The following is a 17118-nucleotide window of genomic DNA, read 5'->3' as shown; positions in this document are numbered from 1 at the left end:
GCTCAGCGCTCTCCCTCGGCCCGTCCGCCCCACCCGGCACGGAACTGCTCCGCGTAGAAGGTCATCAACTCCGGCACCCGGTCGGGCACCCCCGCGCACTCCCCGGCCATCCGCGCGAGATGCCCGAAGCGCAGCGCGAACGCCCGCCGGGCCACATCGGGCCGGGCCAGTGCCACCGGCGGCTCCTCCAGCTCGAAGGACGGGCCGGCCGTGCGGCCCCGCCAGCCCGAGTCGAGCGTCACCAGGAGCTCGGCGAGCGGCCGCATCATCCCCGTCATGACGTCGATCGCCGCGTTCATCAGCCGCGAACGGCGCAGGCTCGCGTCCGGGCTCTCCGCGAAGTGCTGCACCATCAGCTGGAGCATCAGGAAGTAGCAGCGGTTGAACAGCCGCATCACCTCCCGGGCGTGCGGGTCGCGGACCGCCGCCCGGCCCGGGTGTGCCGGATCGAGGGTCGGGTTGCGCAGCGCCGGATAGGCGGGGTGCCACGGCGCGCCCTGCCCGCCGGGGCCGTCCGCCCGTTCGGTCATGAGGAGTTCGCCGAGCCGTACGAAGGTGTCGTGGTGCGACTCGGGTACGGGACCGGGCGCGTCGAGCACCCCGCCCTCGCCCTGCTCGGTGACGAAGTCGACGGCGAACAGCGCGCTCGGCAGGTCGTCGACCTCCAGCTGGTAGTCCGGGTGGCGGGCGTCGACCGACCGGCCCAGGAAGAGATGGTGCTCGCCGCCGCCCCGCCCCCGGTCCACCAGGAACAGGTCCGGCACCCGGGTCAGCCCGTCGCGGATCGCCGCGTACAGCTCGCTCGGCGAACCGAACGGCGCGCCCTCGCAGCCGCGTTCGCCTCCGGGACCGCAGGAGCCGCTTGCGGAGCCACCGGCCAGCCGCTCGGGACGCTCGATCGCGACGAACCGCTGCACGCTGCCCAGATCGAGCGGTTCGAGCGCGAAGTCCAGCGGCAGCGGCAGCCGCCCCGGCGTGCCGAAGTCGATCGCGGGGACGTGGAACGGCTCGCCCATCGCCATCAGGATGTTGTTGACGACCAGGAAGTGGATCATCTCCTCGCGGGCCACCTCGAACAGGCTGTCCCGGATCCCCTTGCTCAGCGTCTCCCCGCCGTCGCCGCACGCCAGCCGCAGCTGCCGGGGCGTCCACACCCCGCGCTGCACGTACGCGAAACCGGCGCCGTGCGTGGGCAGAGAGTACCCGGCGTACAGGTACTGCAGCGAGGTCGCCAGCTCCACCGTGACCGCCTGCCACAGCGCCGCCCGCAGCTGCGCCCGCGTCGTGATCCGGGGCACCGGCGCGGCGGGCGACGGCGCGGTGACCGGAAGCACCGCGTCGGCGGCCGAGCGCGCCCTCAGGTACTTCAGGAGCAGCCGGGCCTTCGGCAGGGTGAGGTCGCGGGTCGGCGGCATGTAGTACGTACGGTCCCGGTTCGCCGGATCGCACATCTGCCAGATCAGCTTCGCGTACGTCTCGACCTTGCACCGGTCCGCGAGGCTGAACACCTCGTCGCGCATGAACGGGTACAGCTGCTCGTAGACCGCGAAGACCTCCCGGTGCAGCAGCTCGAAGGTCGCCTCCTCCTTCAGTACGGCGTCGAGGTGCCAGTCGTCGGGCAGCACCCGGACGTGCGCCCCGCCCGCCCCCGCCCACCAGCCGAGCGCGTCCCCGTCGTCGTACGCCACCGAGGCCGGCGATTCGCCGGGCGATTCGGCCGGGCAGGGCGGGAGTTCGCCGGCGTCGGCCGTGAGCAGCAGGCGCGCCGTCCCGGCGCGCGCTCCGCGCAGCGTGAACCAACCCCGCCCCCGCTCGTCGGTCACGAGCCGGCACACGTCCGCGAACTCCGCCGGCTGCGCCTCCGGACCGGCGTCCTTTCCGTCCGTGAGCCGGCCCGGGCGCAGCTCCACGATCACCAGGTCCTCGCTCCGCGCGCCGGGCAGGGCCCGTGGGTTGGCGAACTGGCGGACGACGACGGCCTCGTGGGCCGCCGGCCGGCCCCGTACGCTCGCCCGCACCGCGATCTCCACGGCGTGGTCCTCGCCGCGCTCCCGGTCCGGGTGCTCGACGAGCAGCGCGGCCTCGTCGGTGACGACGACCCGCTCGCGCTCCCGCAGCCACACGACATGCCCGCCGGTGCCGTCCGTGCCCACCAGGCACAGCCCCTCGTCGGCGGCCCGGGCGCCGCCGGCCCCGGTCACCGGCACCGCCACGACCAGCCGGTCGTCCGGCCCGGCAGCGGGCAGCACGGCGACCAGCTCGTCCGTGACGGCCGTACGCAGCTCGAGCTCCCCGTCGCCGCCGTTCCCCGGCCGGCCGAACGGCAGGTTGAACACGGCCTCGCCGTCCGTCACGCGCACGGAGCAGATCCACGCGTCCCGTCGTGCCCCGCCGTACGGGACGAGCAGCCGGCCCGCCGGATGCGTGCGCGGCTCCTCCGGCCGCCAGGGGGCGATCACCCCGCGCAGCCGCCACTGCTGCGGGGCGTCGCCGGGCCCCTCGTACCCGTGCCCCGGGCTCCCGGGCTCACCGGCGGCCTCCAGGGTGAACTGCACCAGGAGTCCGCCGTACGCCTCGGCGGCGGACCGCAGCGCCGTCGCCGCCGGGGAGCAGCCGCCGGGTCCCGGGCCCTCGGGCCAGTCGAGCGCGGGACCCGCCGGGACCGCGAACTGGTGCAGCACGGCGGGCGAGGGGTCGAAGGCATGCCAGCGCGGCGGCTGGAAGCCGGTCACGTCACCCAGGCACACATGCCCCGAGTCGTGCGAGCGGCCCCGGCGGCCGAGCGCGAACCGGCCGGTCATCAGCGTCGTGGTCCAGGCCGAGGCCGGGTCGACGTCGAAGACCCGGGCCCGGTTGGCCGTCGTGCCCAGATACGGGTTGTAGTGCCCCCACAGGTCCACGGCCCGCCCCACGAGTGGATCGCCGTCCGCGGCCGCGGGCTCCGGGCCCTCGACGGCCGTCACCCGCGCGTCCACCGAGAAGTGCCCGTTGCCGGAGAAGTGCCCGCCGAGCGCGCCCCGTTCGCGTAACAGGTCGTGGAAGGACGCGGCCGTCCCGTCCACGAATCCCTCCGGCAGCAGGACCGTGTTCGTGCCCAGGTCGAGCAGACCGGCCCCGGCCGCCCCGCGCGGGCCGGTGGGCAGCCTGGTCTGCGCGGTGCCGGCGAAGTACACGCGCGGGGTGTCGAAGACGCTCATGCCGCCGCCTCCAGCCGACTCCGGGCGACGCGGCCGGCGCCCACGGCGCCGGCGCCGAACCGCCGGTCTATGGCCCGCACCGCCTCCAGGGCCGATTCCACCGCGCCCTCGATCCAGGCCGGTTCGGAGGAGCAGTGCTCGCCCGCGAAGAACAGCCGCCCCTGCGGGCGGGCCGCCCGCCGGCGCTCCTCCTCGCAGGCCGCCGCGTCCTGCCCCCAGCGGATGGTGCAGCCGCCGCCGGTCCACTCGTGCTCGCCCCACGCCATGCTGGCCACGCCCCGGACCATGCCGCGCCGCAGCACCTGCGGGTGCATCCGGCCCAGCTCGTCGAGGACCACGCGGTGCCGCTGCCGGTCCGGCAGCCGGCCGAGCAGATCGGCGTCCTCGCCGATGGTGTAGCTGGCGAGCAGCGCCGCGCCGCGCCCTTCGGCGCCGGACGGGGCGTCCTCCGCGGGCGCGGGATAGTACGTCTGCCGGATCAGGCCGCCGCTGAAGGAGGCGCCGCCCCGGATGCCCTCCCGCTCCCAGAACGGCTCGCGGACGTGCACGGCCACCTTGGTCGCCGGGCAGTAGTCCACCTCCCGTACGACGGTCAGCTTGTCCTCGTCGAAGCCGCCGAGGCTCATCCGGCGCAGCAGCGAGAACGGCACCGTGCAGAGCACCACGTCGGCGCCGCGCAGCGCGGCCAGCGGGCCGCGTCCGACGCGCAGCCGCACCTCGTCGGGGGCGACGTCCAGGCCGGTGACCTCCTGGCCCAGCCAGATCGGGCCGCGGACCCGGCCGGCGAGCCGCTGCACCAGCTGGTCCATGCCGCAGGCCAGCCGGATCAGCCCCGGACTGGTCTCGGTGAGGATGTCGTCGAGGAAACTGTTCAGGCGGGTGCCGCAGCCGGCCCGGATTCCCGGGTGGGCGGCGAAGAGCCCGTGGACATCGATGCGGTCCTTGCCGTCGCCGAGCAGATGGGGTGTCAGGTCGACCTGCTCGACCAGGTCGAGGAGGTTGCGGGCGAGGTCGGCGCGGAGTCCGGTGCGCAGCGCGGGCGGGGCGACGGCGTCGACGACGGCCGCCAGCCAGGCGCCGAACACGACGGTCTCCTCGCGGTAGGCGTCGCGGTGGAGCGAGGCGCGGACGTCGGCGATCAGCCGGCGCGGCGCGTCCCGCAGCCGGACGTGGCCGGTGCTGGTGGCGAGCAGGGCGTTCTCCTCCGAGAGGAGGGTGGTGAACGGCCGTACCTGGTCGAGCAGTCCGAGATGCTCGACGTAGTGCATGGTGCGGTGGTGGTGGGTGGGCACCCGCATGGCGCCCAGTTCGACGAAGGGGGCGCCCTCGTGGGCGCCGAAGCGGTGGGTGCGGATGCGGCCGCCGAGCCGGCGGCTGCCTTCGAGGATCTCCACGCGGTGGCCGAGGCGTTCGAGTTCGTAGGCGGCGACCAGGCCGGCCATCCCCGCGCCGATGACGGTGACCGTGCCTCGGGTGCGCGTCCGGTGCTTGGACAAGGGACTCTGACTCCCGTCACTGTGCGGTGGCTGAGGGGGACGAGGGGGAGTGCGGGGTGTGCGGGGTCCGTGGCGCCTGCGGGGCGAGCGAGGCGAGGTACGCGTCGAGGCATTCGGGCCGGTCGACGGGCGCGACCAGGCCCACGTACCCGTCCGGCCGGACGAGCCGCAGCTCCCCGGACCGGCCGAGCAGCCGCGCCTCGCTCGCGTACGCCGGGGTGACCGGCAGCAGCCGGACCGGCACGGGCCCGTCCGTGCACCGCTGCTCCAGCGCCCGGCGTACGGCTCCGTCGGCGGCCCGCGCCGCGTCCACGACCAGCGTCCAGGTGTCGTACCGGAGCAGCTCGTGCAGGCGTACGGGGCCGGCGGCCGGGTCGCCGGCCGTGACCATGGCGTCGGGCATCCGGTCGCCGGCCCGCGGGCCGCGGCGTCCGTCGCTCGCGCGGCCGGCGGGGGAGCGGCGCCAGGACAGGGCGCTGTGCCGGTGGTTGCGGCCGAGGTCGCTCAACTGCCAGTCCAGGCGCTGCTGGAAGCGCTTCAGGGAGAGCGCGAGCGGCACGGCGGCGGTGAAGGCGTGGTAGCCGAGCGGCGGCAGCGGCAGCTCCATGAAGTTCAGGCGCATCTCGTGGATGTAGCGCAGCGCGAGGGCGCGCTGCTCGGTGTCGTACGTGTCGAGGAGCCGCTCGTCGGCCTCGCCGCGGTGCACGGCGGCCAGCTTCCAGGCCAGGTTGTGCGCCCCGAGCATGCCGACGTTCATGCCGTGGCCGCCGACCGGCGCCCAGGCGTGCGCCGCGTCGCCGGCGAGCAGCCCGCGGCCGCAGCGCAGCCGGGCGGCGACCCGGTCGCTGAACCGGGCCCGGTTGAGCCAGACCGGCTCGGTGGGGGCGAGCCGCAGGTGCGGCAGCCGGGCGGTCTCGGCGACCAGGTCGCGCAGCTCGCCGAGGGTCGGCGGCGCGGTCAGGGTGGGGTCGGGGTCGTCGCGGAAGCAGAAGAAGCGGAAGCCGCCGCCGGGCAGCGGGAAGACGAGCAGCGAGCGGCGCGGGGCGAGGAAGATGTGGCCGTGGCCGGGGTGGTAGCCGTAGGGCCAGTCGGCGTGGGCGTTGCCCTGGACGACCTGGAGGCCGGCGCGCCGACGGCCCTGGAAGGGGATGCCGAGCCGGTCGCGGACCACGCTCGCGGTGCCCTCGCAGCCGACGATCCAGGCGGCGGTGGCGGACTCGGCCGAGCCGTCGGGCCGGGTGAGGGTGTACTCGGCGCGGTCGTCGTGCACCTTCACGTCGGTGACCTCGGTGTCCCACTCGACCTCGGTGCCGAGCTTGGCGAGCTCGGCGCTGAGCAGCCGCTCGATGTCGTGCTGCTCGATGTTGAGCGGGCGGCTGTGTGCCGAGCGGTGCCAGCCGGTGGCCAGCCGGCCGAGCGCCCGGCCGCCGCCGTGGATCGTCACCTCGCCGAGCTCCACGCCGTGGCGTCTGAGTGTCCCGGCGACGCCGAGGGCGTCGAGCGCCTCGGCCGCGCGCGGCCACACGACGAGGGCGCGGGCCTCGCGCTTGGCGGCCGGGGCGCGGTCGACGACCCGCACGTCCAGGCCGAGCCCGCGCAGTCCGATGGCCAGGGTCAGCCCGACCGGCCCCGCCCCGACCACGCACACGTCCACACCCGGCATCGGCCCACTCCCCACCCGTGTCGCATCCGTACCGTCCGTCGGAACCAGCCGCTCCGGCATGTTCCTCAGGGTGCGTGCGGATGATCACCGCTCGCCAGGGCGTACGGCCCGGCGCGAGAAGCATTCGACCTGCCGATATGACTCCCTGTGCATCGGTTCTTCGGTTTGGGTGAAGAGATGCGCGGAAGGTCGCGAGTAGTCGGAAGCGGCGGCAAGTCGCCGGAAGTGGCCGGAAGTGCGCGGAGCATCCGGAGTGGACTCGTCCGGACGGCTTGAAGATCATTTTGTGCGGACGCACCTTGTGACATCCAAAGACCCGGCCCTACGTTGCCGATACCGCACTGATCTGCACTGACCATGGGGGAACCATGTCCGTACCACTGGCGCGCCCGGATTCTCCGGCCCGCTTCGGCTCAGCCGCCGCCGTCGGATGGATACTCACGATCGGCCTGAACATCGTGGCGCCGATCCTCACCTACGGCGCGCTCACCGACCGCGGCTGGAGCGACTTCTCGGCGCTGCTCGCCAGTGGCGTCTGGCCGGTTCTCGACACCGTCGTCCATCTGGCGTGGCGCCGCAAGCTGGACGAGTTCGCCCTCGTCACCATCTTCTTCCTCGTCCTGACGGCCGTCGTCTCGCTGGTCGGCACCCACTCCGCGCGTGCCCTGATCGTCAAGGACTCGGCCGTCACCGGCCTCTTCGGCGTCCTCTGCCTCGTCACGCTCCTGGCGCCCCGGCCGCTGATGTTCTACTTCGGCCGCCGCTTCGCCACCGACGGCACGGCCGAGAGTGCCGCCTGGTGGAACAGCCTGTGGCAGTACGAGGGCTTCCGGGCGGTCCAGCGCCGCATGACCGTCGTCTGGGGCGTCGCCTACCTCGTCGAGGCCACCCTGCGCATCGTCCTGTCCTACGCGCTCTCCGTCGACGCCATGGTCACCGTCAACCCGGTCCTGACCTACGGCACCCTCGGCCTGCTCATCCTCTGGACCATCCGGACGGGGCAGCGCTCCCGCGCCGAGGGTGAGGCGCGGCGGGTCGCCGCGGAGGCCGCGGCGGCCGCGGCCGCCGGCTGAGCCCCGAGCTCTGCCCGGTAGGCGCAACCGGGCAGCGCCCGTCCGTAATGTCTCGGATAGGGTGATTCGGTAGGAATCGCGGGATGACGCCCCTCGGGGCCCGGCCGATGCGTAGGTGGATGCATTGGACACTCACCAGTCGCCGAGCAGGGTTCCGCGGCCGCCCCTGGCGGCCGTCGGGTACGCGGGCGTGCTCAACGACCTGCTGCCCGTCGCCCTGTGGCGCGAGGACGCCGAAGGGCGGATCGTCGAGTGGTCCCTGGCCGCCCAGGACCTGCTCGGCTACCGCCCCGAGGACGTCCTGGGCCGCTCCGCGACCCCACTCCTCGTCCCCGTCGCCAACATCGAGCTCGCCGGCCGGCTGACCGAACGCGTCCAGGCCGGCGAGACCGTCGTCGGCACCCTGCCGGTCCGGCACCGCGACGGCCACCAGGTCGTCATGGAGATGTGGATCGTGCCCGCCGCCGACCCGGAGGGCCGGCCCGGCGCCATGCTGATCGCCTTCGAGACCTCCCAGGTCCTCAAGATGCGCGACTCCCTGGCCGCCCTGGAGTCCCTCTTCACCCAGTCGCCCATCGGCCTCGCCACCCTCGGCCCCGACCTGCGCTTCGTGCGCGTCAACGACGCCCTCGCCCGGATGAACGGCGTCCCGGCCGCCAACCACGTCGGCCACCGCCTCACCGAGGTCGTCCCCGGCGTCAACGCCGGCGCCCTCGAAGCCCTCATGCAGCGCGTCCTCGACACCGGCACCGCCGTCGTCGACGCCCGCCGGGCCGGCCGCACCCCCGCCGACCCCACCCACGACCACATCTGGTCCAACTCCTACGCACCGCTCCTCGACCACGGCGGCCGGCCGCTCGGCATCATCGCCTCCCTCATCGACATCACCGAGAGCCAGCAGGCCCACATCGAGGTCGAACGGGCCCGGCACCGCTTCGCCCTGCTCGCCGAGGCCGGCGAACGCATCGGTACCACCCTCGACCTGCGGCAGACCGCCGAGGAAGTCGTCGCCTTCCTGGTGCCGCAGCTCGCCGACTCCGCCGACGTCCACCTCCTCGAAGCCGTCCTCGACCCCGACGAGTCCACCGCCGCCACCCGCAACATCCTGCGCCGCCTCGCCGCCGGCTTCCCCGACCCGAACGCGCCCACCGCACTGCTCGCCGTCGGCCAGAAGTTCCAGATCCCCTACGACTCCGTGTACGAGGACGCCATCAACCACGCCCGGGCCATGGACCTGCGCGTCGGCGACATCCCCGCCCTCATCCGCGACCCGCGCCTCGAAGCCCTCCGCCGCTACCTCGCCACCCGCATCGGCTCCGCCCGGCTCATCCCGCTGGTCGCCCGCGGCAAGGTGCTCGGCACGGTCTCGGTCACCCGGCTCCGTACCCGCGAACCCTTCGACGACGAGGAACGGGTCCTCCTCGACGAGGTCGTGGCCCGCGCCGCCCTCAACATCGACAACGCCCGCCTCTACACCACCCAGCGGCAGGCCGCCCTCACCCTCCAGCGCAGCCTCACCAACAACGCCCTGCCCGACGTCACCGGCCTCGAACTCACCGGCCGCTACCTGCCCGCCAGCGACCACGACGTCGGCGGCGACTGGTTCGACGTGGTCGCCCTGCCCGGCGGCCGCACCGGCCTCGTCATCGGCGACGTCATGGGCCACGGCATCCACGCGGCGGCCGTCATGGGACAGCTGCGCACCGCCGTCCGCACCCTGGCCCGGCACGACATCCCGCCCGCGCACATGCTGCGCTCGCTCGACGCCGTCGTCGCCGACCTCGGCGAGGACGAGATGGCCACCTGCGTGTACGCCGTGCACGACCCGGCCGACAACGGCTGGACCATCGCCCGGGCCGGCCACCCGCCGCCCGCCGTGGTCACCCCGGACGGCACCGTCACCTTCCTCGACGGCCCGCCCGGCACCCCGCTGGGCACCGGCGCGCACGAGTTCGGCACCGAGGAGGTGGCGCTGCCCGCCGGCGGACTGCTCGTCCTCTACACCGACGGCCTCATCGAGTCCCGGGACCACGACATCGACCAGGGCATGGCCCGGGTGGCCCGGGCGCTGCGGGCCATGGACCGACCGCTGGACGAGCTCTGCGACGAGCTCCTGGCCGGACTCCCCGCGGGCCCGGCACAGGACGACGTCGCGATGCTGCTCGCCCGTACGACGGCCGGTGAGCCGGGATCCCGTACGACCGAGCGGTGATCCCGTACGACAAGCGGTGACCGGGCTGTGAGGGATCAGCGTGGGGGATCAGCGGGCAGGGAGCAGCGGGCTGGGATCAGCGGGCCGTGGTGCCGCGCTCCAGAATCGACTTCAGGGTCTGTTCGTCGCGCGGCATCTCCTTGCGGGCGGCCGGCTTCACGACGAGCGGCGCGAGCACCTTGCCGATGCCGTGGCCCTCGAAGTCCAGCGACAGGGTCACGCGCGAGCGCTGCCCGTTGTCGAGCGGCTCGATCGAGCCCTGGACGTCACCACGGACCGGTCCGTCGACGCCGTGGACGTGCCAGCTGCGCGGCGGGTCCATCTCCATGACCTGCATGGTGGTGTCGAAGTCCTTCTTGCCCATGTGGCGGGTGACGGTGACCTGCGAGCCGACCGTGCCGGGCGTGCCGCGCTTCGGCTGCACCCTGACCGCGCTCTCCTGCCACTCCGGCAGATGCGAGGGATCGGAGAGGTACGCGAAGACGTCCTCGGGGCGGCGCGAGATGTCGACGGAGGCGTTGATCCTGGACATGTCGCCTCCTTGCTTGCGAGGGGGATCTCATCCCATCGTCCCACGGTGGTACGGGGTGCGGCAGCCGCTACGACAGGTGCTGACGGGAGATGGACTCGACCAGCGGGAGCAGCCGGTGGGCGACCCGCTCGCGCAGCGCGATCTCGGTGCGGGTGCGGACCACCCCGGGCAGCTGGATCAGGCGCTGGATGACGTCCTCCAGATGGCCCGCGTCACGGGCCACCACCCGGGTCAGCAGATCACCGCCGCCCGTGATGGAGAAGGCCTCCACGATCTCCGGCACGGTCGCGAGCGCGTCCCCCACCTCGTCCAGATGCCCCTGGGTCACCTCGATGTGCACGAAGGCGAGCACCGGGTGGCCGAGGGCCGCGGGGGAGAGCACCGGGCCCGTGGCGGTGATCACCCCGTCCCGCTCCAGCCGGTCGATCCGGGCCTGCACGGTGCCCCGGGCCACCCCGAGGATCCGCGCGTACTCACGCACGCTGGTGCGCGGCTGCTCGATGAGGAGCCGCAGGATGCGGGTGTCGAGCTCGTCCACCGCCATGGTCCGTTGGCCTCCCTGTGGCCGTACCGCAATCGCTTCGACTGTACCAATGGCACACCGTTCAGGGAGCCGGTTGAGCCACTGGGCGGAAGGATGCTTTCCTCTTACAAGAGTTGAACAGATGGCGCCGCGCACGCGCCGGACCGGCGATGCTGCCGGGACCCGGCCCCGCGGCGCCATCGTCATGTCGTCATCTGGTCATGTGCGAAGAGGGTGTGTGTACGGCAACGGGGGCGGGGCGACCGTCATGAAGAAGGGCCTGAGGGGTCTGAGGGGTCTGAAGGGTCTGATGGCGAAGGAGCGGGTGGCGAAGGGCCTGGCGGCCGGCGGCAGGCTGCTGCGGCACATGTGCGTGGCGCCCGACCCGGGCCGGGTCCGGCTGCGGGTGGCCGGTCGCGCGGTGGTCGGCATCGCACTCGCCGTGACCGTCTCCGAACTCGTCGGGCTCTCGATCGTCGCCTCCATCACCGCGGGCCTCGCCGCGCTCCTCGCCCTCTTCACCGTCGGCGACCCCACCGTGCGCCGCCAGGCCGTCACCACCGCCCTGCTGCCGCTCGCCGGCTTCCCCGTGCTCGCCCTCGCGACCGCCCTGCACGACGCGCCGCTGCTGCGCGACAGCGCGTGGCTGCTCGTCGTCTTCGCCGGGGTGTACGCCCGGCGCTGGGGGCCGCGCGGACACGCGCTCGGCATCTTCGCGTTCATGCAGTTCTTCGTGACCCAGTTCCTGCACGCGCTGCCCGCGCAGCTGCCGGAGCTCTTCGGGGCCGTGCTGCTCGCGCTCGGCGCCGCCGGCGCCGTCCGCTTCGTCTTCTGGTGCATCGAGCGGCGCGTGCCGCCGCCCGCCGCGCCCGCGCCGCTGCCCGGCACCGGACTCGCCCGGGTCACCACCCGGCAGGCCTTCCAGGCGACCGCCGCCTGCGCCGTGGCCCTCGGGGTCGGCCAGCTGCTCTCCGAGCAGCGCTGGTACTGGGCTGTCGGCACCGCCTGGTGGATCTTCGTCAACACCGCCTCGCGCGGCGAGACCCTCGTCCGCGGCTTCCGCCGGGTCGTCGGCACCGTCACCGGCATCGCCGCCGGACTGCTCATCGCCCTGCCGCTGGGCGGCGCACCCGTGCCGACGGCCGCGCTCGTCGCCGTCTGCGTCTTCGGCATCTTCTACACCGCGCCGCTGTCCTACAGCTGGATGATGTTCTTCGTCACCGTCATGGCGGGACTGCTCTACGGGCTCCTCGGCGTCCTCCACCCCGGCCTGCTGCTGCTCCGCTTCGAGGAGACCGCGGTCGGCGCGCTCGGCGCCGCCATCGGCGTCGCCCTGCTGCCGGTGACCACGCACGCGGCCACCAACGCCTGGATCCAGCGGGCCGTGGCCTGCGTCCACGCCTGCACCACCGCCGCGGCCCGCCGCCTCGCCGGCGACCCGCACGCCGACCCGGCGCCGCACGCCGCCGAGCTCGACCTGCTCCTCGCCCGCGCCCGGCTCACCCTCGCCCCGCTGGTCCACCCGCTCAGCCCGCTGCGCGCCCGCAAGGCCCGCGCCCGCCGGGTCCTCGCCCTGCTGGACGACTGCGCCCGCGAGACCCGCGGCCTCGCCGCCGTCGCCGCCGACCCGGACGCCTCCCACGACGCCCGCCTGGCGGCCGCCGCCTGGCGCGTCGAGTCCGCCGTCCACGCCCTCGTCCCGGCCGCGGTACCGCCCCGGACCACGACCACCCTCTTCGGCCTCCAGCCCCACCACCCGGGCGCCGAGGCCGCCCTCGCCCACCTCCACAGCCTGGAACGCGCCCTGGTCGACCTCGCGACCCCGCTGCGCACGGCCCCGAGCGCGCCGCTGATACCGGCCGCGTGATCCCGGCCGCCTGACCCCGGTTGGTCTAGACCGGCTGCTAACGTCGGCCCGGTCACCGTCGGACACGGGAGCAGGGAGAGGCACAGTGGACGACACACAGGCAGGGCGGCGGCGGGCGTACATCGGATCGTTCACATCCGCGGGCGGACGGGGAGTGATCGCCGCCGAGGTGGATCCCGGCAGCGGCGCGCTCACCGTCACCGGGACGAGCGACGCCGTCGCCGACCCGTCCTTCCTCGCCCTCGACGGGCACGTCCTGTACGCGGTCTCCGAGACCGAGCAGGGCGCCGCGGCCGCCTTCGACGTCACCGGACCGGAGCCCCGGCCGCTCGGGGCGCCGGTGCCGGTCGACGCCGCCGGGCCCACGCACCTCGCCGTCGTCGGCCGCTGCCTCCTCACCGCCGACTACACCTCCGGCAGCGTGACCTCCCTGGCCCGCACCGCCGACGGCGGCCTCGGCCCGGTGCTCGGCCGGCTGCGGCACGAGGGCTCGGGGCCGGTCGCGGGACGGCAGGACGGGCCGCACGCGCATCAGGTGCTGCCGGACCCCAGCGGCCGCTGGGTGCTCGACGTGGACCTCGGCACGGACACGGTCACGGTCAGCGTCCTCGCCCCCGCCACGGGCGCCCTCCGCCCGCACCGCGCCACCGCCCTGCGCCCCGGCACCGGCCCGCGCCACCTCGCCTTCCACCCGGCCGGCGGCCATGCCTACGTCCTGAACGAGCTGGAGCCCACCCTCACCGTGTGCCGCTGGGACGCCGAGGCAGGCGTCCTCACGCCGCTCACCGAGACCCCTGTCGTCCCCGAGGGCGCCACCGGCCCCCAGTACCCCTCCGAGGTCGTCGCCGCCCCCGACGGGCGCTTCCTGTGGGCCGCCGTGCGCGGCGGCGACACCCTCGCCGTGCTCGCCCTCGACCCCACCGGCGAGAGCGCCCGGCTCGTCACCTCCGTGCCCTGCGGCGGCCACTGGCCGCGCGATCTGACCCTCGGCCCGTCCGGCCGCCACCTGTACGCGGCCAACGAGCGCTCCGGCGACGTCACCTGGTTCACCGTCGACCCCCAGACCGGCATCCCCGCACTCGCCGGCTCGATCCCGGCCCCCGCCGCCTCCTGCGTCGTCTTCGGGTAGGAGCCGCCGTCGCGGTGCCGTACACGCCGGCTGAATGCGCGAGGGCCCGCGCCGGAGGATTCCGGCGCGGGCCCTTTACGGTCGTGCGTCCGCGTCAGTGGGCCGACGCCCCCTGCTGCGGGTTGATGCCGAGCGTCGCCATGTACTGCGACAGCACCAGACGGCCGATCGCCGGGTACGCGCCCAGCGCCTCGGCGGACGCGCAGCCCGCCTCCTTGGCCGCCACGTCGAGCAGCCCCTCGGCCAGCTCGGGGCCGATCAGGTACGGGGCGAGCGCGAGCTGCTCCGCACCGGCCGCGCGCAGCTGCTCGGCGATCGAGGCGATCGAACCCTCCTGGTCGAGCGCCGCCGCCATCACCGGCACCGCGAGCCGCGCCGCGAGCAGCATGCCGGTGATACCGGCGGCCTGCACGGCCTCCTCGCCGCCGACGGTGGCGAGGATGATGCCGTCGGCCGCCGTGGCGACCGTGAACAGGCGGGCGCGGTCGGCGCGGGCCAGACCGGCCTCGGAGAGCCGCACGTGCAGCGCCTCGGCGAGCAGCGGGTGCGGGCCGAGCACATCGGTCAGCTCGGCGTTGTTGCCGGCGTCGAGCACGGCCTGCCGGACCTGCCGCATGAGCGCGCTGTCGGGGCCCGCGAGCAGCGGGACCACGACGGCCGCCGGGCCCTCGGGGGCGGCGACCTCGCGGCCGGCGGCCACGGCGATCTCGTACCGCTCGGTGCGCAGGGCCGCGGCCCGCGTCAGCACGGTGGAGAGGGTGGGGTACTCGTCGTCATCGCCGTCGAGGTAGCCGATCGCGGCCTCCAGGCCGGGCAGCTCCGAGCGGGCGATGCTCACGACCTCATCGGCCAGCGAGCGTATGGCGGCCGACGGTACACCGGGTACGGCGAGAACCAGCGCGGGAGCGCCCTCGGGCGCCGCCACGGGTTCAGGGCGACGGTGTCGCCCGGACTGGCGGGGTCGCGGCATTCGTACAGGCAGGCCGGGGTTGGGCCCAGTGGGGGAGCTCATGCCGCCGCATGCTACTGGTTTTGTCCGCCGCCCCGTTCGCTGAGGTGCGGCTCGGCGACTTCTGCCCCCGTATGTCCGAAGCTGGCCCGGAACCGCCGTTTACCTGGTGAGTTGCAGGAGTCGCGGATCCTCCGGCAGGCGGAGCGTGCCCTCCGCGAGCGCGCCCGCGACCGTCACCGCGCCCGCCAGCGGATCGCCCGCGGCAACCACCTCGCGCGTCCCCGGCAGCTGCGCCCGGAGCTCCGCGCGCAGCGGCCCGAGCAAGGGCTCGCCCAGCTTGAACAGCCCACCCGTCAGGGCCACTTCGCCCGCGGCGCCCGGGGGGCAGACGGCCGCCGCGGCCTCCGCGATGTGCGTGGCCGCCCGCGCCAGGACGCCGACCGCCACCGGGTCGCCGGCGACGGCGCACTCCGCCACCTCCGGCGCGAACGAGGCGAGCACGGCCGGCCGGTCCGGCCGCGGATACAGCGCGCCGGGCAGTCCGGCCGCCGGTCCGAAGCGCAGCTCGGCGCGCGCGAGCAGCGCGGCCGAACCGCCGCGCCGGCCGTCGTACGCCCGCATCGCCGCCTCGAGTCCGGCCCGGCCGATCCAGGCACCGCTGCCGCAGTCGCCGAGCAGATGGCCCCAGCCGTCCGCCCGCCGCCAGCCGGTCAGATCGGTGCCGAGTGCGATCAGACCCGTGCCACCCGCGACGACCGCGCCCGGACGCTGCCCGAGCGCCCCGGCGTACGCGGTCACGGCATCGGCCGCGAGTGCGAGCCGCCGTACGCCCCAGGCCCGTTCGAGCGCCTCGGGCAGCTCGGCCCGCAGGCGGTCGCCGAGCGTCGCCATCCCGGCCGCCCCGACGGCGACGGCCACCACCGGCCCGGCACCGGCTCCTTCGGCCGCCCGCTCACGCATCGCCTCGACGGCGGGCAGCAGTCGGCCGAGCAGCTGCCCGGCGTCGATCCCGTCCGGCCCGGTCCGCACCGGCTCCCGCGACGCCACCGTCTCCAGGACCACCCGGTCGGCGGCCCGTGCGAGCGCGATCCGCAGCCCCGAGCCCCCGGAGTCGACGCCGACGACGAGCGTCACGGCAGCTGCCAGTCCACGGGCTCGGCGCCCTGGCGGAGCAGCAGTTCGTTGGTGCGGCTGAACGGCCGGGAGCCGAAGAAGCCGCGGTCCGCCGACATCGGCGAGGGGTGCGAGGACTCGATCGCCGGCAGACTGCCGAGCAGCGGCCGCAGATTGCGGGCGTCCCGGCCCCACAGGATCGACACCAGAGGCTTCCCGCGCGCCGCGAGCGCCCGGATCGCCTGTTCCGTGACCGCCTCCCAGCCCTTGTCCCGGTGCGCTCCCGGCCGCCGCGGGGCCGTGGTGAGGGCCCTGTTGAGCAGCAGGACGCCCTGCCGGGTCCACGGGGTCAGATCGCCGTTCGAGGGCCGCGGAAGGCCCAGGTCGGCGTGCATCTCCCGGTAGATGTTCTCCAGGCTCGGCGGCAGCGGATGCACGTCCGGCGCCACCGAGAAGCTCAGGCCCACGGCGTGCCCGGGCGTGGGATAGGGGTCCTGGCCGACGATGAGGACCCGCACCTCGTCGAAGGGCTGCTGGAACGCCCTCAGGACGTTCGCCCCCGAGGGAAGATAGGTCCGCCCGGCGGCGATCTCCTGCCGGAGGAAGTCGCCCATCGAGGCGATGCGTTCGGCCACCGGCGCGAGCGCGTGCGCCCACCCGGCCTCGACGATTTCGTTCAACGGTCGTGCTGCCACGCCGTCACTCTACTGGCGCCGTCCGACAACGCCGCGCGCCGCCGAGACGTCCGCGGTGGCCCGAAACGACACGGTGGCCCCTCCCGTCACCAGGACGGGAGAGACCACCGTGGTCGTTCACGGAGCAGGAACCGCTAGGGCAGGAACTCGTAGAACGGCCCCTCGGGCGCGCGGTCGCGGACGCACAACGTCACGTCCCTCCCCCTGAGATACGCCAGCAGCCAGTCGCTGAACGTCATCTCGTAGAGGGTCCACGCCGGGCTGTCCATTTCCTGGACGACCACGCGCCAGGGCGACGAGGAGTCGTCGGGAACGCGGAGGAAGATCGCCTCGCCCGTCGTCGCCGTCGCCACCGGCAGCACTTCTCCGGGGCCCGCCCCCGCCCGGCTGGGCAGGAACTCGGCCATGTCCTCCTCGCGCCAGAACTCCAGGTCCATCCTGATGTCCTTCACCAGGCTGTGCAGAAGATGGCCGGCGGGGTGCTTCAGATACAGCTGCCCGTTGACCGAGACCGAACCGTAGGCGTCCACGATCTCGCGGAAGTCCGCGGGGAACGCGACGCCGAGTTCCCGCTCCAGCTCGATCCAGGGCGCCGGGTCCGACCAGTTGAACCGGGGTTCGCCCAACAGGGCTTGAATCTCCGCCAGTGTTGCCACCACTAGACCC

Annotated in this window: 13 protein-coding genes; 4 read left to right on the top strand and 9 right to left on the bottom strand. The window is 74.4% G+C overall.

What is annotated here, in order from left to right; genetic code table 11:
• Positions 1-2: 2 nt before the first annotated feature.
• The 3 genes from ACIRSU_RS04185 to ACIRSU_RS04175 are packed head-to-tail and all read right to left on the bottom strand — an operon-like array spanning position 3 to position 6356.
• A complete protein-coding gene (locus tag ACIRSU_RS04185) occupies positions 3-3197 on the bottom strand; it encodes a ferritin-like domain-containing protein (RefSeq protein WP_403788996.1) in 3195 nt (1064 codons plus the stop codon).
• Positions 3194-4693 carry a flavin monoamine oxidase family protein gene (locus tag ACIRSU_RS04180; protein ID WP_403788994.1) on the bottom strand — a complete coding sequence of 500 codons (1500 nt, stop codon included), beginning with the start codon at positions 4691-4693 and terminating at the stop codon, positions 3194-3196. Before ACIRSU_RS04180 ends, ACIRSU_RS04185 begins: the two co-directional genes overlap by 4 nt.
• A gap of 16 nt (positions 4694-4709) precedes the next feature.
• The gene (locus tag ACIRSU_RS04175) at positions 4710-6356 is read right to left on the bottom strand and encodes an FAD-dependent monooxygenase (RefSeq protein ID WP_403788992.1); all 1647 of its coding nucleotides are present in this window, start codon (positions 6354-6356) and stop codon (positions 4710-4712) included.
• 368 nt (positions 6357-6724) lie between these two features.
• Between ACIRSU_RS04175 and ACIRSU_RS04170 the strand changes: the two genes are divergently transcribed.
• On the top strand, positions 6725-7429 hold the full coding sequence (locus tag ACIRSU_RS04170; RefSeq protein WP_403788990.1) for a VC0807 family protein: 705 nt from the start codon (positions 6725-6727) through the stop codon (positions 7427-7429).
• Positions 7430-7553: 124 nt separating this feature from the next.
• Positions 7554-9641: a SpoIIE family protein phosphatase gene (locus tag ACIRSU_RS04165; protein ID WP_403788988.1), complete on the top strand. Its 2088-nt coding sequence runs from the start codon at positions 7554-7556 to the stop codon at positions 9639-9641.
• A gap of 76 nt (positions 9642-9717) precedes the next feature.
• On the opposite strand, the gene ACIRSU_RS04160 is transcribed toward ACIRSU_RS04165, so the two are convergent.
• Positions 9718-10173, bottom strand: a complete 456-nt coding sequence (locus ACIRSU_RS04160; protein ID WP_403788986.1) for an SRPBCC family protein — start codon at positions 10171-10173, stop codon at positions 9718-9720.
• A gap of 67 nt (positions 10174-10240) precedes the next feature.
• The gene (locus ACIRSU_RS04155; protein ID WP_403788984.1) at positions 10241-10717 is read right to left on the bottom strand and encodes an Lrp/AsnC family transcriptional regulator; all 477 of its coding nucleotides are present in this window, start codon (positions 10715-10717) and stop codon (positions 10241-10243) included.
• 346 nt (positions 10718-11063) lie between these two features.
• Between ACIRSU_RS04155 and ACIRSU_RS04150 the strand changes: the two genes are divergently transcribed.
• Complete coding sequence (locus tag ACIRSU_RS04150; RefSeq protein ID WP_403789395.1) at positions 11064-12563, top strand: FUSC family protein; 1500 nt, start codon at positions 11064-11066, stop codon at positions 12561-12563.
• Positions 12564-12648: 85 nt separating this feature from the next.
• Positions 12649-13692: a lactonase family protein gene (locus ACIRSU_RS04145; RefSeq protein WP_403788982.1), complete on the top strand. Its 1044-nt coding sequence runs from the start codon at positions 12649-12651 to the stop codon at positions 13690-13692.
• Positions 13693-13786: 94 nt separating this feature from the next.
• On the opposite strand, the gene ACIRSU_RS04140 is transcribed toward ACIRSU_RS04145, so the two are convergent.
• The 4 genes from ACIRSU_RS04140 to ACIRSU_RS04125 all read right to left on the bottom strand — a co-directional run bounded on the left by ACIRSU_RS04140 (position 13787) and on the right by ACIRSU_RS04125 (position 17108).
• Positions 13787-14704: a sirohydrochlorin chelatase gene (locus ACIRSU_RS04140; RefSeq protein WP_403788980.1), complete on the bottom strand. Its 918-nt coding sequence runs from the start codon at positions 14702-14704 to the stop codon at positions 13787-13789.
• 99 nt (positions 14705-14803) lie between these two features.
• Positions 14804-15778, bottom strand: coding sequence for an N-acetylglucosamine kinase (locus tag ACIRSU_RS04135; protein ID WP_403788978.1), 975 nt, complete (start codon positions 15776-15778; stop codon positions 14804-14806).
• On the bottom strand, positions 15775-16452 hold the full coding sequence (locus tag ACIRSU_RS04130; protein ID WP_403788976.1) for a uracil-DNA glycosylase: 678 nt from the start codon (positions 16450-16452) through the stop codon (positions 15775-15777). Before ACIRSU_RS04130 ends, ACIRSU_RS04135 begins: the two co-directional genes overlap by 4 nt.
• 134 nt (positions 16453-16586) lie before the next feature.
• Positions 16587-17108 (bottom strand): SMI1/KNR4 family protein, encoded by a 522-nt coding sequence (locus ACIRSU_RS04125; RefSeq protein ID WP_403788974.1) that lies wholly within the window; start codon positions 17106-17108, stop codon positions 16587-16589.
• Positions 17109-17118: the final 10 nt, after the last annotated feature.

Source organism: Streptomyces sp. NPDC101160 (genome assembly GCF_044768205.1).
In the GTDB taxonomy this organism is placed as follows: Bacteria; Actinomycetota; Actinomycetes; order Streptomycetales; family Streptomycetaceae; genus Streptomyces.
The sequence above is the reverse complement of the archived record's forward strand: the minus strand, read 5'-3'. Positions and strand labels throughout refer to the sequence as shown.